Origin of the sequence: Terrabacter terrigena, assembly GCF_042676085.1 — a bacterium.
Classification (GTDB): domain Bacteria; phylum Actinomycetota; class Actinomycetes; order Actinomycetales; family Dermatophilaceae; genus Terrabacter; species Terrabacter terrigena.
This window is the reverse complement of the sequence record NZ_JBHTKH010000022.1, coordinates 1-23,573: the sequence shown is the minus strand read 5'-3', so window position 1 is coordinate 23,573 and position 23,573 is coordinate 1. Positions and strand designations below refer to the sequence as shown.

Annotated in this window: 22 protein-coding genes; 8 read left to right on the top strand and 14 right to left on the bottom strand. The window is 66.4% G+C overall.

The features are described 5' to 3' along the window. The first annotated feature begins 23 nt into the window (after nucleotides 1–23). Genes ACFQ2V_RS20160 through ACFQ2V_RS20140 form a run of 5 tightly spaced genes read left to right on the top strand, consistent with a single transcriptional unit; the run spans nucleotide 24 to nucleotide 5,635 of the window. Nucleotides 24–1,343 carry an MFS transporter gene (locus tag ACFQ2V_RS20160; RefSeq protein WP_386054731.1) on the top strand — a complete coding sequence of 440 codons (1,320 nt, stop codon included), beginning with the start codon at nucleotides 24–26 and terminating at the stop codon, nucleotides 1,341–1,343. 11 nt (nucleotides 1,344–1,354) lie between these two features. After that, on the top strand, nucleotides 1,355–2,626 hold the full coding sequence (locus ACFQ2V_RS20155) for a CoA transferase (protein ID WP_386054730.1): 1,272 nt from the start codon (nucleotides 1,355–1,357) through the stop codon (nucleotides 2,624–2,626). Beyond that, nucleotides 2,626–3,819, top strand: a complete 1,194-nt coding sequence (locus ACFQ2V_RS20150; protein WP_386054729.1) for an acyl-CoA dehydrogenase family protein — start codon at nucleotides 2,626–2,628, stop codon at nucleotides 3,817–3,819. The genes ACFQ2V_RS20155 and ACFQ2V_RS20150 overlap by 1 nt, the downstream gene beginning before the upstream one ends. Further along, entirely contained in the window at nucleotides 3,816–4,811 is a 996-nt protein-coding gene (locus tag ACFQ2V_RS20145) for a MaoC family dehydratase (protein ID WP_386054728.1), read from the top strand. Before ACFQ2V_RS20150 ends, ACFQ2V_RS20145 begins: the two co-directional genes overlap by 4 nt. Then, on the top strand, nucleotides 4,808–5,635 hold the full coding sequence (locus tag ACFQ2V_RS20140) for an HpcH/HpaI aldolase/citrate lyase family protein (protein ID WP_386054727.1): 828 nt from the start codon (nucleotides 4,808–4,810) through the stop codon (nucleotides 5,633–5,635). The genes ACFQ2V_RS20145 and ACFQ2V_RS20140 overlap by 4 nt, the downstream gene beginning before the upstream one ends. A gap of 645 nt (nucleotides 5,636–6,280) precedes the next feature. Here the strand turns inward: ACFQ2V_RS20140 and ACFQ2V_RS20135 are convergent. From ACFQ2V_RS20135 to ACFQ2V_RS20070, 14 genes are all read right to left on the bottom strand, one after another. Next, nucleotides 6,281–6,820 carry a DUF2269 domain-containing protein gene (locus ACFQ2V_RS20135; RefSeq protein ID WP_386054726.1) on the bottom strand — a complete coding sequence of 180 codons (540 nt, stop codon included), beginning with the start codon at nucleotides 6,818–6,820 and terminating at the stop codon, nucleotides 6,281–6,283. Between the two features lie 581 nt (nucleotides 6,821–7,401). Continuing rightward, the gene (gene nagB, locus ACFQ2V_RS20130) at nucleotides 7,402–8,187 is read right to left on the bottom strand and encodes a glucosamine-6-phosphate deaminase (RefSeq protein ID WP_386054725.1); all 786 of its coding nucleotides are present in this window, start codon (nucleotides 8,185–8,187) and stop codon (nucleotides 7,402–7,404) included. Between the two features lie 374 nt (nucleotides 8,188–8,561). Continuing rightward, complete coding sequence (locus ACFQ2V_RS20125; RefSeq protein WP_386054724.1) at nucleotides 8,562–9,215, bottom strand: bifunctional 4-hydroxy-2-oxoglutarate aldolase/2-dehydro-3-deoxy-phosphogluconate aldolase; 654 nt, start codon at nucleotides 9,213–9,215, stop codon at nucleotides 8,562–8,564. 205 nt (nucleotides 9,216–9,420) lie between these two features. Beyond that, complete coding sequence (locus tag ACFQ2V_RS20120) at nucleotides 9,421–10,458, bottom strand: sugar kinase (RefSeq protein ID WP_386054723.1); 1,038 nt, start codon at nucleotides 10,456–10,458, stop codon at nucleotides 9,421–9,423. Nucleotides 10,459–10,481: 23 nt separating this feature from the next. Beyond that, the gene (locus ACFQ2V_RS20115; protein WP_386054722.1) at nucleotides 10,482–11,546 is read right to left on the bottom strand and encodes a Gfo/Idh/MocA family protein; all 1,065 of its coding nucleotides are present in this window, start codon (nucleotides 11,544–11,546) and stop codon (nucleotides 10,482–10,484) included. Between the two features lie 11 nt (nucleotides 11,547–11,557). Continuing rightward, nucleotides 11,558–12,664 carry a pyridoxal-phosphate dependent enzyme gene (locus tag ACFQ2V_RS20110; RefSeq protein ID WP_386054721.1) on the bottom strand — a complete coding sequence of 369 codons (1,107 nt, stop codon included), beginning with the start codon at nucleotides 12,662–12,664 and terminating at the stop codon, nucleotides 11,558–11,560. A gap of 140 nt (nucleotides 12,665–12,804) precedes the next feature. Continuing rightward, nucleotides 12,805–13,611 (bottom strand): IclR family transcriptional regulator, encoded by an 807-nt coding sequence (locus ACFQ2V_RS20105; RefSeq protein WP_386054720.1) that lies wholly within the window; start codon nucleotides 13,609–13,611, stop codon nucleotides 12,805–12,807. Next, on the bottom strand, nucleotides 13,608–14,930 hold the full coding sequence (locus tag ACFQ2V_RS20100) for a M20 family metallopeptidase (protein WP_386054719.1): 1,323 nt from the start codon (nucleotides 14,928–14,930) through the stop codon (nucleotides 13,608–13,610). The genes ACFQ2V_RS20105 and ACFQ2V_RS20100 overlap by 4 nt, the downstream gene beginning before the upstream one ends. Continuing rightward, nucleotides 14,878–16,407: a xylulokinase gene (locus ACFQ2V_RS20095; protein ID WP_386054718.1), complete on the bottom strand. Its 1,530-nt coding sequence runs from the start codon at nucleotides 16,405–16,407 to the stop codon at nucleotides 14,878–14,880. Before ACFQ2V_RS20095 ends, ACFQ2V_RS20100 begins: the two co-directional genes overlap by 53 nt. 31 nt (nucleotides 16,408–16,438) lie before the next feature. Next, on the bottom strand, nucleotides 16,439–17,380 hold the full coding sequence (locus ACFQ2V_RS20090; protein ID WP_386054717.1) for a sugar phosphate isomerase/epimerase family protein: 942 nt from the start codon (nucleotides 17,378–17,380) through the stop codon (nucleotides 16,439–16,441). Nucleotides 17,381–17,424: 44 nt separating this feature from the next. After that, nucleotides 17,425–18,207 (bottom strand): sugar isomerase domain-containing protein, encoded by a 783-nt coding sequence (locus ACFQ2V_RS20085; protein ID WP_386054716.1) that lies wholly within the window; start codon nucleotides 18,205–18,207, stop codon nucleotides 17,425–17,427. 7 nt (nucleotides 18,208–18,214) lie between these two features. Beyond that, on the bottom strand, nucleotides 18,215–19,051 hold the full coding sequence (locus ACFQ2V_RS20080; RefSeq protein WP_386054715.1) for a carbohydrate ABC transporter permease: 837 nt from the start codon (nucleotides 19,049–19,051) through the stop codon (nucleotides 18,215–18,217). A gap of 1 nt (nucleotide 19,052) precedes the next feature. Continuing rightward, nucleotides 19,053–20,021 (bottom strand): carbohydrate ABC transporter permease, encoded by a 969-nt coding sequence (locus tag ACFQ2V_RS20075; protein ID WP_386054714.1) that lies wholly within the window; start codon nucleotides 20,019–20,021, stop codon nucleotides 19,053–19,055. Further along, a complete protein-coding gene (locus ACFQ2V_RS20070) occupies nucleotides 20,021–21,349 on the bottom strand; it encodes an ABC transporter substrate-binding protein (RefSeq protein ID WP_386054713.1) in 1,329 nt (442 codons plus the stop codon). Before ACFQ2V_RS20070 ends, ACFQ2V_RS20075 begins: the two co-directional genes overlap by 1 nt. Before the next feature lie 164 nt (nucleotides 21,350–21,513). Here ACFQ2V_RS20070 and ACFQ2V_RS20065 point away from each other — a divergent pair, with 164 nt between their 5' ends. The 3 genes from ACFQ2V_RS20065 to ACFQ2V_RS20055 are packed head-to-tail and all read left to right on the top strand — an operon-like array spanning nucleotide 21,514 to nucleotide 23,457. After that, nucleotides 21,514–22,299 carry a GntR family transcriptional regulator gene (locus tag ACFQ2V_RS20065; RefSeq protein WP_386054712.1) on the top strand — a complete coding sequence of 262 codons (786 nt, stop codon included), beginning with the start codon at nucleotides 21,514–21,516 and terminating at the stop codon, nucleotides 22,297–22,299. 13 nt (nucleotides 22,300–22,312) lie between these two features. After that, nucleotides 22,313–22,717, top strand: a complete 405-nt coding sequence (locus tag ACFQ2V_RS20060; protein WP_386054711.1) for a RidA family protein — start codon at nucleotides 22,313–22,315, stop codon at nucleotides 22,715–22,717. After that, complete coding sequence (locus ACFQ2V_RS20055; protein WP_386054710.1) at nucleotides 22,714–23,457, top strand: MBL fold metallo-hydrolase; 744 nt, start codon at nucleotides 22,714–22,716, stop codon at nucleotides 23,455–23,457. The genes ACFQ2V_RS20060 and ACFQ2V_RS20055 overlap by 4 nt, the downstream gene beginning before the upstream one ends. Nucleotides 23,458–23,573: the final 116 nt, after the last annotated feature.

The following is a 23,573-nucleotide window of genomic DNA, read 5'->3' as shown; positions in this document are numbered from 1 at the left end:
GACCTGTTCTGAGAGGTAGCGCCATGTCCCAGCCCCAGACGACTGCCGTACGGCGAGTCGGACTCGCCAGCTTGATGGGCACCACGATCGAGTACTACGACTTCTTCATCTACGGCACCGCCGCAGCCTTGGTCTTCGGCCACGTGTTCTTCCCAAAAGCCGATCCCGTGACCGGCACCCTGCTGTCCTTCGCCACTTACGGCGTCGCCTTCGTCGCGCGGCCGCTCGGCGGCATCGTCTTCGGCCACTTCGGTGACCGCGTCGGTCGGAAGACAGCCCTCGTCATCACGCTGGTGACCATGGGCGTCGCCACCGTTGGCGTCGGCGTGGTGCCCTCTTACGCCAGCATCGGAGTCGCAGCGCCGATCATTCTCGTCGCGCTGCGGTTCCTCCAAGGCATCGCGCTCGGCGGCGAGTACGGGGGCGCGGTCCTCATGACTGTCGAGCACAGCCCCGCACACCGACGCGGCTTCTACGGTTCATGGGTCCAGACCGGCGCCCAGTTCGGCTTGATCATCGCCAACGTCCTCTACCTCATCCTCGGTTCGGCAATGGGGGACGACACCTTCAAGAGCTGGGGTTGGCGCGTTCCCTTTATCGCCAGCGCGATCCTGGTCATCATCGGCCTCGTCGTACGCCTCAAGCTCGAGGAGAGCCCTGAGTTCCAGGAGCTCAAGAAGTCCAGCGCCATCGAAAGTATGCCGCTGCGCGAGGTCGTCCGCGGCCACCTCGGATCGGTCCTGCTCATCGCCGGTACTGCTCTCAGCTTCTCCGTCGTCTTCTACGCCGTCTCCACCTGGGGTCTCGCGTACGGCATCGGCCAGGGCTTCACGAAGAACCAGATGCTGCTCGCGATCATCGCCTCAGCCGCCTGGACCATCATCCTGGCCATCGTCGCTGGCGCGTGGTCAGACCGGGTCGGCCGCAAGCCGCTGTTCGTGGCCGGAAACCTCATCATGCTGGTCGCGATCTTCCCGTGGGCCGCTGCAATGCAGTCCCACAACCAGACGGCGTTGGTCCTGGCCTACCTCGGCATGATGACCGGCTACGCGCTGACGTGGGCGACCATCGGCGTGATGATGTCCGAGGCTTTCACCGGAGCGATCCGCTACACGGGGCTGTCGCTCGGCTACACCATCGGCGTCATCGTCGGCGGAGCGATCACCCCGATCGTGCTGACGCAGCTCACCGCCAAGACCTCCTCCACCGCTCCGATCGTGCTGTGGGTTGCGGGTGCCTGTCTCATCTCGGCGGTCTGCGCTCTCCCGCTCCGTCGACTTGCGGCGGCCACGCCGGGCCGCGACGCTGTGCGGCCGACGGCGGCAGCCGAAGCGGCTCTGTGACCGATCAGCACATGAGCGCCTATCCCCCGAGTGGTGTCGGACCGCTGGCCGGCCTGAAGGTCTTCGAGATCTCCGCCTTCGTGGCGGCACCACTCGGCGGGATGACGCTCGCCCAGCTCGGCGCCGACGTCGTACGGATAGACCCCCTCGGCGGCGCAGCGGACCGAGGCCGGTGGCCGCTGGCCCCCTCCGGCACCAGCCTCTACTGGGCAGGCCTCAACAAGGGCAAGGAGTCGCTGACCGTCGACTTCGCCAGCGCCTCGGGCCGAGAGGTGGTCCACCAGCTGGTCCGATCAGCTCCGACCGGCTCGGCGGTGGTGCTGACCAACGCCGTCGGTCGGGACTGGCTCTCCTACGAGCTGCTCCAAGCCCTTCAGCCGGACCTGATCCACGTCCAGGTCCAGGGTGCCAGCGACGGAAGTCCCGCGGTCGACTATACCGTCAACGCCGCCATGGGGTTCCCCCTGGTCACGGGCCCCCAGACCTTGGCAGACCCAGTCAACCATGTGCTGCCCGCGTGGGACATCGCCTGCGGGCTGTACGCCGCGATCGGCGTCACGGCGGCGCATGTGAAGCGGCTCAGGTCCGGTGCCGGCGAGCGGGTGACGGTGGCCCTCGCGGACGTCGCACTCGCCACCGCCGGGAACCTCGGATTCCTCGCTGAGGCGCAGGTCAACGGCACCCAGCGTCGCCGCATCGGCAACTACCTGTACGGCGGATTCGCACGTGACTTCGTCTGCTCGGACGGCGCGCGCGTCATGGTGGTCGCCTTGACGCCTCGGCACTGGCGCGACCTCATTGTGCTGACGGAGATGCAGGCGCCCGTCAAGGCTCTGGAGCAGAGCCTGGGCGTGGACTTCTCCCGCGAGGAGGACCGGTTCGAGTACCGCGAGGTGCTGGCGGGTCTCTTCGAGCGGTGGTTCAGCTCGCTTCCCGAGAAGGAGGTGCTGAGGCGCCTCACGCCGACGGCGCTGCTCTGGTCGCGCTATCGGACGTTCGCCCAGGCCGTCGGGGACCTGCAGGAGCAGCCGAACCCCTTGATGAGCGTCATCGACCAGCCGGGCGTGGGCGAGCACCTCGCTCCTGGAAGTCCAGTCCGTCTGCACAGCACTCCGGACGAGGCACGTCCGGCTCCCGTCCTCGGCGGCGACGGGGCCGAGATCCTCGCTCGCGACCTGGCCCTGTCCGGCCACGAGATCGGCCGGCTCGTCGATGCCGGCGTGGTCGGGATCCCCGGCTGGAAGAACCACTCACAGCTCCTCGCTCGAGAAAGGGCATTCTAGTGCCGAAGTTGTGCCGGACCGACGGTCTCACCGACGACCAGCAGGAGATCTTGCAGGTCGTGCGCGACTTCGTCGAGGACAAGATCATCCCGGTGGCGCAGGAGTTGGAGCACTCCGACACCTATCCACAGGAGATCGTCGATGGGCTCAAGGAGCTGGGCGTCTTCGGGCTGACCATCCCCGAGGAGTACGGCGGGCTCGGGGAGTCACTGCTGACCTACGCGCTGGTGGTAGAGGAGATCGCCCGGGGCTGGATGAGCGTGTCGGGCGTGATCAACACCCACTTCATCGTGGCCTACCTGTTGATGCAGCACGGCACCGAGGAGCAGAAGCAGAAGTACCTGCCCCGCATGGCGACCGGCGAGGTCCGCGGTGCGTTCTCGATGTCCGAGCCCGCGCTGGGCTCGGACGTCGCCGCGGTCTCGACGAAGGCCACCCGGCTCGAGGACGGCTCCTACTCCATCACCGGCCAGAAGATGTGGCTGACCAACGGCGCCTCCTCGACGCTGGTCGCGCTGCTGACCAAGACCGACGAGGGCGCGGATTCGGTCTACAAGAACATGACGACGTTCCTGGTGGAGAAGGAGGCCGGGTTCGGGGAGACCGCCCAGGGCGTCACGGTGCCGGGCAAGCTCGAGAAGATGGGCTACAAGGGGGTCGAGACCACCGAGCTGATCTTGGAGGAGCACCGGATCTCCACCGACCAGATCCTGGGTGGGGAACCGGGCAAGGGCTTCTTCCAAATGATGGACGGCGTCGAGGTGGGCCGGGTCAACGTCGCCGCCCGTGCCTGCGGCCTGGCGGTCCGCGGCTTCGAGCTCGGGGTGGCATACGCCCAGCAGCGCAAGACGTTCGGCAAGGCCATCGCCGAGCACCAGGCGATCCTGTTCCGCATCGCCGAGATGGCGACGAAGGTGGAGACGATCCACACCATGATGGTTCGCGCCGCCCGTCTCAAGGACACGGGGCAGCGGATGGACGTCGAGGCCGGGATGGCCAAGATGCTGGCCAGTGAGTACGCCAACGAGGTCGTCGAGGACTCCTTCCGCATCCACGGCGGCTACGGCTATTCCAAGGAGTACGAGATAGAGCGGCTCGTGCGCGAGGTCAAGTTCATGCTGATCGGCGAGGGCACGAGCGACATCCAGAAGATGATCATCGGGCGCAGCCTCCTCAAGGACTACCAACTGTGACGAGCACCGTGCGTGGCCCGTACTTCGACGAGCTCCACATCGGACAGGTCTTCGACACGGCCCCGGCGGTCACCCTGACCGAAGGGCTGGCCGCAGCGCACCATGCGATCGTGGGCAACCGGCTTCGGTTAGCCCTCGATCACGACTTGAGCCGAAAGGTAAGCGGCGAGGGAGCTCTCGTCACGCCCGCTCTGGTGTGGGATCTGTCGATCGGTCAGTCCACCGCCGCCACGCAGAAGGTGCGCGCCAACCTCTTCTACCGGAACCTGCGATTCCAACGCTTTCCTCACATCGGCGACACCCTCCACACTGTGACCACCGTCGACGCCCTGCGGGCCAACCGGCCCCAGCCTGACCGGCCGCGCACGGGAATGGCAGCGCTCCACATCGTGACGACGGACCAGTCGGGCAGGACCGTCTTGGACTATTGGCGCTGCGCGATGCTGCCCGTGTCGCCGGGCTTCGAAGGCTCCCTGGCGGAGGACGACCTCGACGCCATCGGCACCTTCGGAAGCGAACCGGCCCCAGAGTCGACCATCGCGGGGTGGGACCTCAACCAGTTCCGGAAGAATGTCGCCGGTCTCGGCTTCGGCGATCTGAGAGTCGGGCAGACATGGTCAATCGACGGCCCTGACGTCGTCACCTCCGCCCCCGAGCTGGCCCGCCTGACCGGGAACGTTGCCGCGGTCCACCACGACGCGGCCCGAGCGGGCGGGCGACGCCTGGTCTACGGCGGCCACACGGTCGGGCTGGCGCTCCACCACGTGACGCGCGCCATTCCGACCCTCGTCACCGTCCTCAGCTGGCAGTCCTGCGATCATCTCGCTCCCGTCCACGAGGGGGACGCGCTGACCTCGACGGTCGAGGTGACGGCAATGCGAGCGCTCGACCCCGACGGGGGGATCGCCGACCTTCGCGTCGTCACCTCCGCCCAGGGCAGCGGAATGGACATCGCCGTGCTCGACTGGCGCCTGTCCGTGGTGCTCCCATGAGGCCGGCTGCGTACGCGCGAAGCCTTCTCTTCGTGCCCGGCGACCGCCCCGATAGGTTCGACAAGGCAGCCGCGAGCGGCACCGACCTCGTCGTCCTCGACCTCGAAGACGCGGTCACACCGTCGAACAAGTCAGCGGCCCTCGCCAACGCGCTTGCGTGGTTGCACCGTACGGGCGCCGACGCCGCGGTGCGCATCAACGGACACGACACCACGTGGCACTCGGCTGAGATTGATGCACTTGCCTCGACGACCGCGACAGTGATGCTGCCAAAGGCGGAGAACCCCGCGGCGATTGCTCAGATGGACGACCGGCTGGGCGGGGACCGCATCATCGCGCTCATCGAGACCGCCGTCGGGATCCGTGATGTTCATGCGGTCTGCTCAGCACCCGGTGTCACCCGCGCTGCCCTGGGCACCGTCGACCTCGCCGCCGAACTCGGCGTCTCGCCCTCGAGTCACGCCGCGTTCGCCTATGCCCGCTCGGCGCTCGTCGTCGCTGCTGCCGCGGCCGGCCTGCCACCCCCGATCGACGGCGTGACGACCATGCTCAAGGATCCCCTCAGCCTGCAGCAGGACCTCGCGAATGCGAGCGAGCTGGGCTTTGGAGCGAAGCTATGCGTCCACCCCGAGCAAGTCAGCGCCGTCAACAAGCACTTCACGCCAAGCACCCGCGACCTCGAGTGGGCGTTGAGGGTGGCTTCCGCAGCACGGGGGGCTGACGCAGTGGCTGTCGTCGACGGTGCCATGATCGATGCACCGGTGGTCCGACGCGCCGCGAGCATCGTGCACCGGTCACAGATGTTCGATGGAACGCTCGACTGAGTCGGGACCGACCAATCGTCGCCTTGTCCGGCCGGCTCGCTTCGGCGATACGCATCGCCGCGGCATGTCAGGCGGTCTTGAGGCAGGTCGAGGTACCCACCAGGTGCCCGCAGTGTCGACAGTTGCCGCAACAACAGGCGTATTGCAGCATGAGAAGCCCTGCGGCACAGGGACATGGCCTGTGCTACTTGGTCCCCGTCGGACTCCTAAAGCGGGTTGTCGGCAGTTCGAATCTGCCCGGGGGCACGCGGAGTCCACCGGATGCACTCGGAATCAGTCAGTGCGAAACACGATGTTTGGTCGGACTCGAATCATGGTGCCGGAAAGCGGGTGTCACATGCCACGGTTCTCGGTAACCAGTCTCCCCTTTGGCCAGGTCAGCGCGCGTCAGGCGTCGCGGGGACGCTTGCGGAAACCCATCACCCTTGATCCGAGGTGCCCATGCGGTGCCCGAACGAGCAGCCGCCGCACCGGGGCCGCTGAGAGGTGCGCACACCGCTTGCCCGACTGGCCCCGCCGATGTGGGCGCCGCATGTGACCGGTGTGACTGGTCAGCTGGTTGAGATAGCGCTCGGCGCGCTGCGTGGGGACCTTGCCTTGAGCGGTAGGCACGTCGTCCCGACAGGTAGTCATCAATTCACGCGGTCAGTCCCGGTCCGCATCCACCAGGGAAGGGCCTGCGGTGCGCTTGTCACGCTGCTGGCGGCGCCATCCGTGGCGGGTGAGCCCGCGGGGCTTGTACATGTTCAGCCACAGCGGGATGAGCAGCGCGATGAAGCCGCCGATGCTGTGGAACAGGTCGCCGCCGGCGTTGCGCATGTCGACGTTCGGGTCGCGCGCCAGCTCGGCGAGCTCACGAACCGTGCCCAGGTGCAGAATGAGGACCACCGTGGCGAAGGTGGTGACGACGAGGCTCACCACCACCCAGTAGTGCCGGAACAGTCCCCACGGGGTGCCCAGGGACTGGATGACGCCGGTCAGCAGCGTGGCCAGCGACAGCGGCACGATGCCGTAGAGAGCCACAGGCTCCATCATCAGGTATGCCGCCCGCACCGTCTGCGGGTCGGTGCTCACCACCGCGGGCACGTTGAGCGCGATGTAGGCGCCGATCGCGCCGAGCCAGCCGACCGAGACAGCGACGTGCACGGTGCGTAGGAACCTTCGCAGGGGCGGCGAGAACGTCATGCGACTCCTCGGGTGATCAGCGCTGCCCCGACCACGGTCGAGTGCTGGGACATTCCGCGGCCCATGCCCGGGCCATGCAGTTGCGGTCCCCCGCCCTGGAGCACGTGCATCACGACGAACGCCAGAACGACCACGAGGATGCCCAGGAGTAGGACCTTCAGCCAGCGCGGACGCGGTGGCGGCTGTCCGCCTCCGTCCCGCTGGCGCGTTGCCATGATCTGTCCGGTCGCTCACCTGCGGTCAGCTCGCTTTCACGTGGATTCGGTCGGGTCACTGCAGTCTGCGCGGAGCGCCGGTCGATGTCATCGCCGGCCAAGGCTATTCCGCATTACCCCGCCTGAGGTAGCCGGAATACCCCGTCGCGGCGGTGCTCGCAGTCGGCGACAGAACTAGCGTGGCGGGGTCGCCGCGCGCCTCTCCCCCTGTGGGTCGGCCGGTCGCGGCGCCGGCACATGGCGGGAGGTTCCCCGCCCGCCACGAAGCGGATTTCTCTGGCACGGCGGGTATGGGCACCCGAGGGCGCCGCCACTTGGTCTCAACTGCTAGAAACGCCGTTCACCGGACAAGCCCATCCACACGAATCAGAAAGCCTGCCATGTGGGCTTGTGCCGCCATACGTCGCGGTAGTAGTCGGCAAGTTGGAGGCGAGATGCAGCCGCGCTGTCCAGCACCACCAGCACCCGCGGGTGGAACTGGAGAGCCGAAGCAGGCCACATCGCGCTGACGGGGCCTTCCACGGCTTGGTGGACCGCCTCTGCCTTGGCCCGGCCCGTAGCCACGACCACGATCTGCCTCGCTTCGAGAATGGTCCCGACGCCCTGCGTGAGGCAGTGGGTGGGTACCGCGTCAAGGTGGTCGCCGAAGAAGCGGGAGTTGTCCAGTCGGGTCTGCTGGGTGAGGGTTTTGATCCGTGTCCGGGACCCGAGGGATGAGGAGGGTTCGTTGAAGGCGATGTGTCCGTCGGTACCGATCCCGAGGATCTGCAAGTCGATGCCTCCGATTCCCCGGATCGCCTTCTCGTAGGCCGCGCAGGCAGCCTCGAGGTCGGCCGCGTTGCCGTCCGGCCCGTGGACCCGTGAGGGGTCGATGTCGACCTTTCGCGTGAACACCTGCTCAATGACGGTGCGGTACCGCTGCGGGTGATTGGCCGGCAGCCCGACATACTCGTCGAGCGTGAACGCCGAGGCGCCCTTGAAGGAGACTCGTTCCGCTGCGACACGCCGGCTTAGCTCGTCGTAGATGCCGATCGGGCTGGAGCCGGTGGCCAGTCCGAGGACGGCGTCGGGTCTGGACGTGAGCAGGTTCTCGATCGCATCAGCAGCAAGGGAGGCCACCTGCTGGGGTGACCCTTCGATGGCGACTTCCATTCGGTTCCTTTCGAGGATTCTGCGTCTCCGCGGGTGATGCGCCCAACTCGCTTCAGCGCCGCAGCGGGGGTCTGGGGAAGGCTTCCCATCAGCACAAGTCCTGGTTGGCACTGCTCTGTTGCATCGGTGCCAGGAAAGCCGACATTCATGGATGCCGGACGTCAGGGTCGTGACGACCCCACCGATGAGCGCGCGGTCGCACTTCCGATCGCATGCACGAGGAAAGCCGAGCGTGCTGACCGGTTACGGCTGCGGAATGCCTTACCGTGCTTGCCCGCGAGGAGTCGACGGCGGGGCTAGCGGCCGAAGACGGGCCATAGGTCGGTGAACACTCCAGACCTCGTCAGGGATGCGTCGTCTACGGCCGGTTGTGATCACACCGGCGCCCTCGCGCGGCAAACCGCATCAACAGCTTGCTTGGCTCGACGGGCCAGGTCCTCGACGGCTCCGTCGTGCAGGGTTCGGCCGATAAGCGGACCCCCAAGTCCTACGGCAACAGCGCCCGCTTGGAGGTAGTCGCAGATGGAGTCGATTAGGACGCCACCGGTGGGGATGAGCGGAATGTCGTCCAGCGGTGCCCGGATGGAGTTGAGGTAGTCAGGACCGCCGACGGGGCCTGCGGGGAAAACCTTGACCGCGGTTGCCCCTCGGTTCCAAGCGAGGGATATCTCGGTTGGCGTCAACGCGCCGGGGTACCAAGCTAATCCGGCGTTCATGGCGGCCTGCCCCACCTCAACCACGGTGTTGGGCGCGACCACGAAGTTCGCCCCGAGTTCCGAGGCCATCGCTACGTGGGCGGTGTTTCGGACAGTGCCGAGGCCCAGTTCTATCTCGTCGCCGTAGGTGTTTCGTAGGCGCTTCAGCGCGTCCGCGCCTCCGGGCGTGTTGGTGGTTACTTCGATACATGAGATCCCGGCCTCGATTAGCGTCTCGCACGCTGCTTGTACGTGTCGGCCATTCCCTCCGCGTACGACTGCGACGATTCGCGAGGTGAGTAGCCCGGCACCGATGGTGCGTCTTGCAGTCATGTCGCTGCCCTGGTGTACCGCATCCCTGCGCTGCGCCGGCTATCTCGTGTTTGGAGCATGGGGGCGGGCTCCCAGTCGGCACGGTCTGGTATGCGGACGTCGGTATGCCACGTCCCCGCCGAGCAGAGGAGTGTTGGCGTACCCGCACCTCTGACAATCGGTTGAGGGGGTCTTCCGACGTTCCCACGGACGCGAGTCTTCCTGCTCACCGGCGGCCTCCTTGCGCGGAGAGGAGTTGGTCTTCGGCCGGGGCTTGTGTGCGGCACTTCGCTGCCCCGGCAATGGGCAGGCGGCCGCGGGACCATGTCTGGTCATCCACGGAAGCTGCGGCGGCCATTTGGGTGGGAGGTGGCGGTACGACTTGATCCGCCACGCTCGACAGCGCAGCCGAAGCGAGCAGGTGGCCGTACCTCAGTGCGGTTCGATGATCGGCCTCGTTCAGCACTGCGGAGAGGAAGCCCGCGGCAAACGCGTCTCCCGCTCCGACGGGTTCCACCACTGCTGTCGGAAGAGCGGGCACGGCGATGGTTGTGTCGTTCATGAAGGAGTAGGCGGCCGAGGAAGAGTCCTTGACCACCAGGTGCGGGACTTGCGGCAGCAGCGCACGAATCTTTTGTGGGTGCGCGGTCCCCCAAAGATGGTGGGCCTCGTCGCATCCGACGAACACGATGTCCGCCATGCGGGCCAGGTCGAGCAGCACCGGGCCCGCTTCAGAAGGGTCCCAGAGCGCTGGTCGGTAGTTCACGTCGAAGGACATGAGCGCCTCGCCGGTGGTGCGTGTGTGCCGGGCGAGCTCCTGAACAGCGGTGAGACACTCAGGGCTCAACGCCGCTGTGACTCCCGTGGTGTGGAACAACCGCGGCAAACCCAGGTAGGGCCGCAGATCCTCGAAGGTCAAGCGGGTGGCCGCAGACCCACGCCGGTAGTAGTGCATCCGGCTCTGGCCGCCGTCATAGTCTTTGACGTAGACGCCTGTTGGCCGGTCCTGGTCGCGGACCACCGGATCGGTGTGGACGCCTGCCGTGCGCAGCACATCCAGGATGCGGTCGCCAAACGGGTCTGAGCCGACTCGACCGACGTAGGCGACGTGATGTCCCAACCGGGCCATCGCCAAAGCCACGTTTGCCTCCGCACCGGCTGTATGGATCTCCAGCTCGGTGGCGTCGGCCAACCTCACACCGCTGCGGGGCGTGAGCTGGATCAGCGGTTCGCCCAGGGTAACGACTTCCAGCGGTTGGGTCACACCTGTTTCCGCCCGGCTGCACTTCATGACGAGACCTCGATGTCGCGCGGATCACGGGTGAGATGGACGGCCTTATTGTGGTGCAGCGACTCGACCACGGCTTCGGCAGTCGCGACGGCCCAACACACCTGATGCAACGGGATCCGGTCAGGGGCACGCCGTCCGCGAAAGACGTCCAGGGCATAGTCCACCTCTCGGCGCAGCGCTCCACCCACCACGCCATCGTCGTCTGGCCAGAGGGACAGGTCAGGCACGAAGCTCCCCGCGTTCGTCCACTCCACCAGGTTGTCCCCTAGGAGCCGTTGACGCAGGACGCCCTCGAGTCCGAGCGCCTCCATCTCGGCGGCGATGGCTCCGGACAGCTCGAGGGCGCCGGCCAGGGTCTGCGGTGCTGACTCAGGCAACAACCAGGCCGACTCGACCGTCGCCGAGACGCCACCTTCGAACTCGAGCAGTGCGCTGACCACGCTGGGTGCCGCCTCGGATGCTGCCCTGCTCTGGATCGCCATCACCCGACTGACGGGTTCGTTGACGAACGCGATGGCGAGGTCGATGTCGTGGATGCACGACTCCCATACCGGGTGCACGCGCTCACCGAATGCGAGGTACCAGCTGCGACTGAAGTCACGGCGCAGACGCAGCGCGCACAGGCGGCCCACCCGACCCTGCTCCACGCTGCGCTGCATCCGGGCGTAAGGGGCGGCGAAACGCGAGATCTGCCCAACGACGACCTGGCGCCCAACAGATCCGGCGGTCGCGTGAATTCGCCACGCGTCGTCGGAGGAGAGGGCCAGCGGCTTTTCAACGAACACATGACAGCCCGCCTCGAGGGCCGTGATGGCCAGCTCCGCGTGGCTCGCTTCGTCGGTGGCCACGATCACGGCGTCCGGCCTCACCCGGTCGAGCAGTCTGGGCAGCAAGGTGTCCTTCTCCTGCACGGCGAACCGGGCGGCCACCGCGCCGACCCGGTCCGGGTCGACGTCACACATGCCCACGATGCGGGCACCGGCCTCGGTCCATACTCTGGCGTGGAGGGCGCCGAAGCGTCCAACCCCAGCGATGACCACGGTGGGCTGGTCTGGCGGCATCAGGGCTCCTGTCATGATCGTTTCCCGTCGGGCACTTCGAACGTCGGCGTGGCCGACGGCTCCTTCGCTCCGTGCCCGGTGAGGAGGAGCACCACGTCGTGAGCCTGGGACTCGTGTGCATCCGAGATGACGTCCCTGACGCCGACCAGACCGAGCGCGGCCAGGGCAGCAGCCGCTGCAGGTTCCACGAGGAGGCCACGGCGCGCGAGCTCGTGTGTCGCTGCCAGGATGCTGTCCTCGTCCACCGCCACGACGGTTCCCCGGCTCTCCTTCACCGCGGACAGCGTCAGGAGGCCTTCGCGCTCGTACCCGCGTAGCGAGTCGGCGATCGCACCTGCCAGGGTCGGTGAAACAGGCACCGCTTCGGCCAAGGCCAGCCGCCAGTTGTCTTGCGACCAGGCGTGGGCGAGTGGAGCGCAAGCCAGAGCCTGCACCCCGATCATTCGCGGCACGCTGTGCGCCAGACCTGCCGTGACCAGGTCGCTGAATCCAGCCAGCACGGCTCGCAGTAGCGGGCCTGCTCCGACCGGCACGATCACGACACCGGGCACTCGCCCGAGCTGCTCGAAGATTTCAACGGCGATGGTGCGGTACGCCTCTGCCAGCGCGGGGTTGCGGTAGGTCGTGGTGACGTTGAACCAGCCGTCCGATTCGGCACCTACCGCCGCGGCATACGCGGCGCTGTAGTCACCATCGACCAGGCGAACCTGCGCCCCGTGAGCTGCGGCCGCCGCCAGCTTCTGGTGGGCCCGTGACTCGGTGCCGCAGAAAATCCGGCATTCCATCCCGGCCGCCGCCGCGTATGCGCTGGCGGAGACGGCTGCGTTTCCGGTGGAGGCCAGCATCAGGCCGCGCATCCCGAGGTCCAGGGCCCAGGACGACGCCACAGCCATTCCGCGGTCTTTGAACGAGAGGGTGGGGTTCAGCGATTCGAGCTTTGCGTGGATCTTGACCCCGGGCGGTGCCGTGCTGACCGAGAGGGGGAGCAGCGCAGTCTCACCTTCCCCGAGTGTCACCGTGTGCCGGCTCGGCGGCAGCAGTGTCCGGTGCCGCCAGATTCCTATGGCGCTGGGGTCGCTGGTCAGGTCCTCTCGGGTCGCAGGCGTGGGGTCAGCCACCAAGGGCCCGTCGCAGGTGGCGCACCGGTAGGCCGGCATGGTGGCAGGGTGGTAGCACTCGGCACACCGGACGGCATAGTGCCGCCTCGTCGCCGGCCGCTCGCCGGCGCTGTCGGTGGTTGATGAGACTTGGTCCACGTCTACCCCACCTCCGCCTGTGTGCCGGACCAGCCCAAGGCGCGGGAGACGCGTTCCCCCGCCGCGGCCACCAGGGCGCCGACTTGGTCGAGGCGGGAGGAGTCGAACCGCGAGGATGGGGTGGAGAGGCTGAGCCCGGCGATGACGCGACCGGTGTGGTCGAAGACGGGCGCCCCCACGCAGCAGATGCCCAGTTCGTTGTCCTGTAGGTCTGTGCTGTAGCCCGAGCTCCGGACATCATCGAGGACTGCGTCAATGTCTTGTTCGTCGAAGGGCATGCCGAAGAGGCGTTCCGAGCCCTCCAAGACCTCGCGGAGCACGGCCTGCGAGGAGTGGGCGAGGATGGCCCGGCCGATCGCCGTACTGACGGCTGGATTGGTTCCCCCGACGGTGCTGTGCATCCTCACCGGGTGCGGGCTGTCGATCTTCTCGAGGTAGACGACGTGCACGGAGGCGAGAACGCCGAGGTGGCACGTCTCGCCAGTCGCCTCCACCACAGCGGCCATCTCCGGCTTCGCGATGTCGCGCAGGTCCACACCGTCGAGGAAGGCCCGTGCAAGGACCACGCTTCCGACACCGACTGTGTGCAGCCCGGTCGCGGTCTCGGCCACGAGCGAGGCGGAGCGCAGGACCCCGAGTAGTCGGTGCAGGGTTGTCATCGGTATGCCGGTTACGCGTGCAAGATCAACGAGCGAGAAACCGGACGGGCGTTCGGACAGCGTGGAGAGCACCTGGAGCGCGCGCTCGACGGAACGCATTCCAGCCGGCCCCCGGTCAGGGGTGGACTGCGGCCCTGCTTCGCCGGTCATCTCGGATCTCCCGTCCGTCGGTCGGTCGCCTCATACAGGGGGAATGTCGTCTCCGAGGCGGGCGATGCTGTGAGACGAGCATCGAGGTAGCGTGCGGCGAAGAGCAGATATGTGCCTGCCGCATGCTCCAGTTGCTCCAAGGCGACCCACTCGTCGAGCGAGTGGGCTTGGGCGATGTCTCCCGGGCCGCAGACGACCGTGGGGGTACCGGTGGCTGCCGACAGCAGCGCCCCATCAGTCCAGAACTGGACGCCTACAGGTTCGGCCGGGCTGCCCGTGCGCTCCGAGACGACGTCGCAGAGGAGTTGTAGACCGGGGGTGTCCGCAGGGCAGGCCAGCGGGGCGTGCACGAAGGAAGACGTGCCTTCCATCTCTGTCACCGTCGCCTTCACTGCGGGGTCTTCCTGGCACAAGCGCTGGACGACTTGGCGCACCTCGTTGAGGACATCCTCGTACCGCTCCCCGGGTAGCCATCGCCGGTCCAACTGGACCGTGCACCGCGCGGGGACCATCGGGGGGCGGTCCCCGCCGCTGACGACCCCGGTGTTCACCGTGGCCGACCCGAGCAGGGGATGCGTGCGGGCGGCCACGGCGGGCGTCAGCTCGCGCTCGACCAACGTGACGAACCGGGCGGCATGGTAGATCGCGTTGATGCCTTCGTGCGGGACGCTCCCGTGCGTCGCGACGCCGTGGAACTCTGCCTCGACCCACATGGCGCCCTTGTGGGCCGTCGCGACCCGAAGGGACGTCGGCTCCCCCACCACGGCGAAGTCGCACTTGATCCCTGACTGGACCAAGGCCTGCATCCCGGGGCTCCCGTTCTCTTCTCCAGCGACGCCTGTTAAGACCAACTCACCGGCGAACGAGACATCATCGGAAGCCATGATCTCGGCGCAGACCATCATGGCCGCCAGGGCCCCCTTCATGTCGGCAGCGCCACGGCCACGCAGGCGTCCGTCCCGGATGTCAGGTTGGTAGGCATTGGGCATTCCATAGCCGGGGACGGTGTCAAGGTGCGCGTTGAACATCAGCGAAGGTCCCGGCGCCGACCCTCGTACGCTCGCCACCACGTTAGACCGGCCATCGCCGATTGGCTGCAGGGAGACCTTGCACGAGGCGCCCGTCAGCCGCTCGCTGAGGTATGCGGCCACATACTCCGCGACCGCGCTCTCCTGCCGCGGATGGTCTTGGTGCCCCTCCACCTCGATCAGACCTGCAGTCAGCTCGACGACGGCTCGAGGGTCGAGTCGCCGGAGAAGAAGCGCTTCAGTCACCGGGTTCAGCTCCTTCTGCCACGTCTCCAGCGTTGCTGGGATCACGGCTCAGTGTGGCGAGGGCCGCCGAAACGGCCTCGTAACGTTCATATCCTCGGCGGTATAGACCCAGGGCCTCCGGCGCCGGCGAGCTGAGCGGGAGGTGCCGCACGCACAGGTCCGTGGCCTCCCCCACGTCCTGCCAGGCGCCCAAGCCCATGCCCGCCAGCATGGCGGCCCCCAGCGGGGAGGCATCGTCCGGGACCCGCTCGAGCGGCACGTCATGGACTGCAGCCATGGCCTCGCACCAGATCTCAGACCGTGCGAGCCCTCCACCGACTCGGACCCGGCTCGTGCCCCCGGAAGCCTCACCGATCTGCTTCACGGCAGCCGCGCAGCTGTAGGCCACCCCTTCAAGGATGGCCCTTGCCACCGCGGCGGAGGTATGTTCAGCGGCTAAGCCCACCAGTGCGCCTCGGGCCGACGCGTCGTGCGCCGGCACGCTTGTGCCCAGCAGATGTGGAACAAAGACCACTCCGTCTGCTCCGGGGCGCGACTGCCGAGCCAGTTCCTCGACCATCGCGCCTCGGCTACCGCTTCCGGTTTGGAACCGCCGGCCCAGCAGTGTGTTCGCCGCCCAATCCACGCTCATCCCGGCGGCGTAGACGGATGCCATCGCCAGGTACCCTTCGGAGGCGGCCCGCCCGAACGTGAAGACGGCTGCGTCCACCACCTCGTCCACGGCGCCAAGGATCTGCGCGGCGGTCCCGGCGTTGACGTAGAGCGTGCCGGGTGACACCAGTCCCGCACCCATGGCGGAACAGGCCACATCGGAGGCACCTGCGACGACGGGGACTCCGGGCGGGAGGCCGGTGCGCCCGGCCGCCGATTGCGTGACTGTCCCGACGACCTCGCTTGACCCTGCCACATCGGGCGCCAACGCAACGTCGGCGCCACACAAGCGCCAGAGCTCCTCATCCCACTTGTTGCGCCGCACATCGAACAGCAGCGTGCCTCGCGCGTCCGTGAGATCCGTTCCCCACGTGCCGGTCAGCTCGTGGCGCAGCGCGTCCTTGGGTTGAACGAGCCGCACTGCCTGTTCCAGGCATCGAGGCTCGTTCTCGGCGACCCAGGCCAGCTTGGGGGCGGTGAAGGCTTCGACCACTGGGTTACCGCACCGCTGGGAGAAGACCTGGTGCCGCCGCAACCGTTGGACCTGTGCCGTGCAGCGCCGGTCCGCCCATGTCATCGCCGGGCGCAGCCAGGTGTCGTTCACGTCGGCGAGCACGAGCGCGTGCATATGGCCACTGAGCCCTACAGCCCTCACCGCGGCGGGGTCTGCCTCCATCAGGCACTGGCGGATCGCGGCCGTCGCTGCGCTCCACCAGTCGGTGGGGTTCTGCTCATGGGCGCCTTCCAGGGGCGAGGCTGAAGGGTACGCGCGGTAGCCGCGCGACACCACCATGCCGGTCCCGATTTCGACCACCACCGCCTTGGCGCCGGTCGTGCCCAGATCGACACCCATAACCAAGCCGCCGCTCACGGGGTGCTCCTGTCTGAGGGGTTGGGTGACGTCACTGGGCTCGCTGCGGTTTGAACCCGAACTCGGCCAAGAACTCCAGGGACTCCTCGGCGACACGGTCGAAGTCCGCGAGCCCCACACCAGCCGGCTCTCCGACGCCGATCTGCCCGCCGACCTGCCAGCCCTCCCACTCGACGCTGGCGTATCCGTCAAAGTTGATCTCTGCGAGAGCCTCGAAGGTCTCACGGAAGTCGACCAGGCCACCGCCGAACCAGATGTGGTTGGTGTTGACGATGGTGGGCAGGCCGACCTCGTCCTTGATCTGAACGACGTCGATGTACTTGCCGAGGCGCTTGATCGCCTGCTTGACGTTCATGAACGGCTTCACGGCCACGTAGAACGCGCCGGTGTCCATCGTCATCCGCAGGTTGTCGGCACCGACCTCGTCGAACATGCGCTCAATGAGTTCGACCCGGTTAAGGATCGTTCCTTGGAGGAGCTCGATGCTCACGTTCAGGTCGAGCGTCGCTGCGTGCGCCGCCACCTCGGTGATCGCCTCCCGGCACTGCCGCCACGCGTCACGCCGGCTCAGCAGCACGTTCAGCGGCGGGTCGTAGTACCCGTCACCGATCAGCGTGACCACTGACTTGGCGCCCAGCACCGAGGCAGCGTCCAAGGCCTTCTTGAAGGTCTCGATACCCCGCTCGCGGTCGAACTCCCGCGGGCTGACAAACGTGGTGTGGCACCCCAGGTATCCGATGCCGATGCCCAGGCGGTCGGTCGTGGCACGCAGGTCCTTCAGCTGCTGGTCGTACTGGTCGGAAGGTACGTCGAGCAGCTTGGCGAAGATGAAGTCGACCCCGTCGTACCCGTAGGAAGCGGTCTGTTCGGCGCACCAGGTGACCGGCTTGTCCCCCCAGGAGTTCCAGGCGGGTCCGGCGGCTTCCAACCGACCCCAGGGCATGTTGGGCCAAACTTCAAGGCTGAGCTTCATGGCTTTTGCTCCTTCTTTGTGTGCGCGAACAGGTTTGCGTGGTGTTAAAGGTGAGGGATGACTTCGGAGAGTTCGGCCACGACCGCTTCGTTGTGATCGCGGGCCCCCGGCATGTTGGCGCTGAGGAACACCTGCGGGCGGCCCCCGCGCTGCAGCTGCAATGCGCAGGCCTCGACGATCAGTGTGTTGAGCAGAGCGAGGCCGACAACGGTCGAGGCCGGACCGGTCGCAGGCAGCGCTTCATCCAGCGAGACGAGAGCGTCGCCCGGCGGGCAGTGGTTGTCGATGACCACGTCCACGACGTCGTGCAGGCGTGGCCCCGACCGGGCCACGGAGTCGGCGTACCGCCGTGAGGTGATGGCCAACACCGGCAAGCCGAGCGACTTGACCGTCTGGGCCACCTCGACGGGCAGCGGGTTCACACCCGAGTTCGACACCACGAGCATGCAGTCGCGTGCTGGATCGAAACGGTAACCCGCCAAGACTTCCTCGGCATGGCCACTTTCCCTCTCTAGCCGAGTGCTCCGCACAGCGCCTGCGTGGAGCATGTACGGGGGCTTGAGGACCGGACACACCTGGACTGCGCCCCCCGCTCGGTAGAACGCCTCCTCGGCGAACATATGGGAGTGGCCGCTGCCAAAGATGTAGAGCAGTCCACCGGCCTGAAACGTGTGGACAAGGACATCAGCCGCCGCCCGGACTGCCTCCCGCTCCTCGGCCAGTGCCTCATCCAGCACCTCGCGCAACAGTTGTTGGTAGGCGAGACCGCCAGCTAGCGCTGAGGCGCCCAGGATGGCTTCGGATGGTGACGTGCTTGAGTCGTTCACGAGTGCCTCACTTCACCGCGCCGGCCGTGAGACCACTGATGAAGTAGCGACCCACAAAGAGGAAGGGGACGATGGCTGGCAACATCGTGAACACGGTGCCGCCCATCAACAGGCCCCAGTTGACTGTGTATTGGCCCATGATGGCGCTCAGCCCGATGGGCAAGGTCTTCAGCTCATCGCTCACCAGAAGCTGCGAGGCGAAGACGAACTCTGTCCAGGAATACACGAAGGCGTAGACCGCGACGGTGGCCAACCCCGGCGCGAGCAAGGGCAGCACGATCTGGAACATGGTACGGATCGGGCCGGCGCCGTCGATTGCCGCCGCTTCGTCGATGTCCTTCGGGATGGCGAAGAAGAAGCCGCGCAGAAGCCAGGTGCAGAAGGGTGCGGTGAAGGCGACGTTCACTATGATCAGCGCGGTTCTCGTGTTGACGAGCTGCAGCTGGGCGAAGACCTGGTAAAGCGGGACCAGCAGGAGGGTCCCTGGAATCATGTAGGCCAAGAGAATGGCGCCCGCGATCCTCCCGCCACCGGGAATGCTCATCCTGTACAGCCCGTAGGCGCCGGAGAAGGCGACCAGAACGGTGAACAGCGAAGTGAACAGCGCGATGATGAAGCTGTTCGAGAGGTAGAGGTTGTAGTCCGTTGCAGTGAACAGCTGAAGGAAGTTGTCGACGGTGAAACTCTGCGGAAACAAGGTCGGAGTGCGGCGAAGGATCTCTTCGCGGCCCTTGAAGGAGGAAGCCGTCACCCAATACAGCGGGCCGATGACCAAGACGGTCAGGAGCACCATGGCAACCCAGCGAGGCGAGCTCCGGATCACCGAGGATGAACGTGGGGTCATGTCAGTACTCCTCAGACTTCGCGAGGCGAATGTAGAGCCACGCCAGCACTGCGATGAGCACGATCGCGGCGACGCTTGCAGCCGCCGCCTCACTGGTGCGGAAGGCCTTGAAGGCGGTGTCGTAGATGAAGACGGGGGCGGTCGTGGAGGCGTCTCCGGGACCACCCTTTGTGACAAGGTAGATCGAGTCCACGATGTTGAACGACCAGAGCGATCCGACCAGACCCAAGGCGAAAAGGACTGGCTGCAGCATCGGCAGCGTGATGTGCCAGAAGGTGTGCCATGCGCTGGCTCCGTCGACTTTCGCCGCCTCGTAGACCTCCGCTGGGACCGTCTGAAGGGCGCCGAAGATGATGACCGCACCCAAGGGGAACCAATGCCAGCTGTTCATCACGATGAGAGTCGGCATCGCCCAGGTGCTGTCAGCGAAGAACCGTGCATCGTTCACCCCGAGCGCGCCGAGAAGCTTGGCGAAGATGCCGTAGTTGGCGTTGGTCAGCCACTGCCAGATGACAGCGACCGCGACGGTGGGAATCACCCACGGCAGCAGCACCCATACCCGGGCGGCACGGGACCAGCGGCCAACCCGGCTCAGCAGCAAGGCGGTGACGAAGCCGAGCAGGGTCTGCACGACCATGTTGCCGATGAGCCAAACCGCCGAGCGGCCAAACGCCTTCCAGAGCCCGCTGGTGGCCAGGACCTTGCGGTAGGTCTCGAGTCCGACGAAGTCTGAAGGGCTTCCCGCGATTCCTTGGTTGCGCAGGCTCAGGAGCACGGTATTCAACAGCGGGAAACCGATAACGAGGAGGATCAGCAGGACCAAAGGGGCGACGAGGAGGAACCCCAGCAGGTCCTGCCTGCCAAGCCGGTTGCGGCGGTGTGCTGCTGGGGTCTTGGTTTCCGAGATCGCGTCCGCCTGCCGGGCACGGGCCACCTCCTCCGTGCCCGGCGTCGAGACCTGCCGGGTCATTACTTTTGCACCGCTTGCTGCATTTGCGTCTGTGCCCAAGCGACCGAGGTCTTGGGGTCCTCACCCTGGACGGTGGCTCGTTGGACGACCTGGGCCAGAACGTTCTGGCCGGAGATCTTGCCGATGCTCTCGTTGTACTGGCCGTTGGTGAACCCAAACAGCGCACCGCTCTTGGACTGCTCGAGCATGGCGTTGACGCAACCGGCATACTTCTTGATCACGGGGTTGGAAACCCAGGACGAGGCCTTCATCCCGTCCTCGGTAAGCGGCAGGAACAGCCCTGGCTCAGCATCGAGGAAGTCGCCGTAGTTCTCGGGCTTCAGCAGCCACGTGAGGAAGGCCTTGGCGGCTGCGGCGCGCGTGCTGTCCTTGGACATCACCATCGCAGCGTTGGAGTAGTAGATGCTGCCGTCCTGGCCGCCCGCCGGCTTCGGGATGAATGCGCAGCCCAGATCGGACGCCGGCCGGCCGGATTCCGCTTCAAAGGGCGCGAGGTACTGGCCCTTCTCGATGGCCATGGCGGCGGCGCCGCTGTTGAAGGCTGCCTGCGGCTCACCCCAGGAGTAGTTCGCGCTGTCCTTGGGCGAGTACTGCATCAGCCTCTTGTAGAAGGCGACGGTCTCGGCGGTCTTGTCCTGGTTCAGGGCGACCGAGCCGTCCTTTGAGAAGAACTGGCCGGCCCCGTTGGTCAGCATCAGGCTGTAGAGCACCTGGTCCGTGGCGAGGTTCTTGCCTGCCGGAAGAGCGATCCCCGAACGACCGTCCTTCGTCAGCGCCTTGGCATCTGCCTCCAGCTCGTCCCAGGTCTGCGGAGCCTTGTTGATGCCCGCCTTGGCGAAGAGGTCCTTGCGGTACCACAGCATCTGCACCATCCCGTAAAGCGGCACGGCCCAGTACTGCCCCTTGTCGAGGTAGGGGGCCTTGGCTGCGGCGATGAGGTGATGCTCGGCATCTGCCTGCTTCACCACGTCCGTGACGGGCTGGACCGCCCCGAGCGGCCGAACATAGGTGGTGAAGTCAGGAATCGTGAACAGGATGTCGGGCTGCGTCTGCGACTGCACCGCGCCGGCGATCTTGGTGTAGATCTGGTTCCAGTCCTGAACCTGCTGCTCGACCTTGAGCGGCGGGTTCGTGGCGTTGTAGCGGTCGATCACCGCCTGAAACGCCTTGACTCGGTTCGGCGGCTGTTCCATGTGCCAGAGCGTCAGCGTTCCGCTCTTAGCCCCTGATCCACCGGTGCCGCCGGTCCCTCCGCCGCACCCTGCGGTGGCAGCCACTGAGGCTGCCAGCACCGCCACGGTGAAGCCCTTTGCCCAACGAAGCTGCATGGCCCCGTCCCTTCTGACTTTGTCCGGTCCGTCGCGCCGCTGCCCGAGCGAGCTGGCTTCATGTTGGTCTAGACCTAGGCCACGAAACTGGCGCTTCTTGGAATGTGTTTCCATAAGGTACGGTGGCGGTCTAGATAGGTCAAGAGCCCGTTCGCAGGAGGAGCATGAACGCCCAGCGAGAAGCAGCGCCAACCAAGCGCGCTCAGCCTCCGAAGTACCGCGAGATCACCTCAGTGCTGCGCGACGAGCTCCGCAGCCAGGCCATCGGCACACAGCTCGCCCCCGAGCGTGAACTGGCGGAGCGTTTCTCGGTAAGCCGGATGACGCTGCGCCAGGCGCTTGACGAGCTCGAAGCCGAGGGCCGGATCGCGCGCGTGCGCGGGAGCGGCTCCTTCGTGCGCCGTCCGACTGTGGCGATGGGCCCTACCCTGACCTCGTTTACTGAAGACATGCGTACTCGTGGTCTGCAGCCCAGCTCCCGTCTCTTGGGATTTGAGCGGATCGATTCCGGCACGGCCTCGGGCGAGATGCTTGCGGAGGTGACCGACGAGGTCATCAGGATCGAGCGCTTGCGCTTGGCGGACGACGAGCCCATGTGCATCGAGGTCGCGCTTTTTCCCGTGCACCTGCAGCGGATGCTCGAGAGCGGAGACCTCGAGAAGTCAGTGCACGCCATCCTCCGGGCCGGCGGCATCGAGCTCACGTCGCTCGATCGCCGCGTTCGCGCTGTGGCGGCGGGCCCTCGAGAGTCCCGGCTGCTGGGGCTTCCGGAAGGAGCTCCAGCCCTAGAAGTCTTCGACATCTTCCGCGACAGCTCTGGCCTCACGGTCCAGTGGGCTCGTTCCCGCTACCGCGCTGACCGGTATGAGGTCATGACCCGAACCAACCGGATCGACAACGACAGAGGCGACTCCGCGGTTCGGCATCAACGCACCACGGCACCACAATGACTAGGAGAACGCGGTGACTCGAACAAGCCACACAAGCCCCAGCCTGCCCGCTCCTGCGGGCCCCTACAGCCACGTCGTAGCCGCGGCTGGCTTGGTATGGACCGCCGGCTTTGGTCCGCAGGACCCTCGCACCGGATCCGTGCCCGAGGGCATCGTGGCGCAGACCGAGCAGGTCATCGCCAATATCGAAGAGGCGTTGACCATCCACGACCTCGACCTTGAGGACGTCGTCAAGGTCACGGTGCATCTACAGCACCTCAAGCGCGACTTCGCCGCCTACAACGAGGTGTATGCCCGGCGTTTCTCACAGCCCTATCCGGTCAGGACCACGGTGGGGAGCGATCTGATGGACATCCTGGTTGAGATCGATGTGACCGCGGCGGAGCGCCCGGTGCGTAGCAGAACTGCGTCGCCGTGAGCGCGCAGCAGCTTCTCGAAGGCGTCTGGTTGGTAGGCAGCGGCACCCACCCACACGCTTTGACCGATCCCCACGACTGTCACAGTTACCTCGTGTGGGACGGAACCGGAGGGTTCGTCGTCGACTGCGGCACGGGACTGGGGTCCGACACTTGGCTGGCGAACATCGGCTCTGTCTGCGACCCAGCCCGCGTCGGAGGAGTGCTGCTCACCCATTACCACGCTGATCATGCCGGCGGCTCAGCCGCTGCGACCGCGGCGGGTCTTGACGTGATGGCGCACCCCCTGGCCGCGAAGGCACTCCTCGCCGGGGATCAAGCCGCGACACAGCTCAATCGAGCCAAGGCAGCCGGGATCTACCCCAGTGACTACACGCTTGCGCCCGCCAACGTAGAGCCATTACCTCCCGGCCGACGCCTTCGCTCGGGCGGAATCGAAGTAGACGTCGTAGACGCCCCCGGACATTGCGACGGCCACTTGGTCTTCCTCTGGGATGGGCCGGAAGGCAGGACCCTCTTCAGCGGTGACTGCGTCTTCGCCGGCGGCCGCATCTCGATGCAGGCGATTCCGGACTGCCGGCTTGACCTCTACGCGTCCACATTGATCGACCTCGCATTTCGAGACATCGACATCCTTCTGCCGGGCCACCAAACGCTGGTCCTTGAGGGGGCTGCGGCCCAGCTGAAGCAAGCTGCAGCGTCGTTCAGCCGGCTTATCCCCCCACCGAACGTCCTCACCTGACAGATCAGGTCCGAAGTGGCACGCTGTGTTTGCCAAAATGGCTCTTCCCAGATGAGTGTGGGGTCAGGGCGACACGCGGGGTCTGCGGCCTGAGCTGAGAAGGGGTCGAGGTCCCG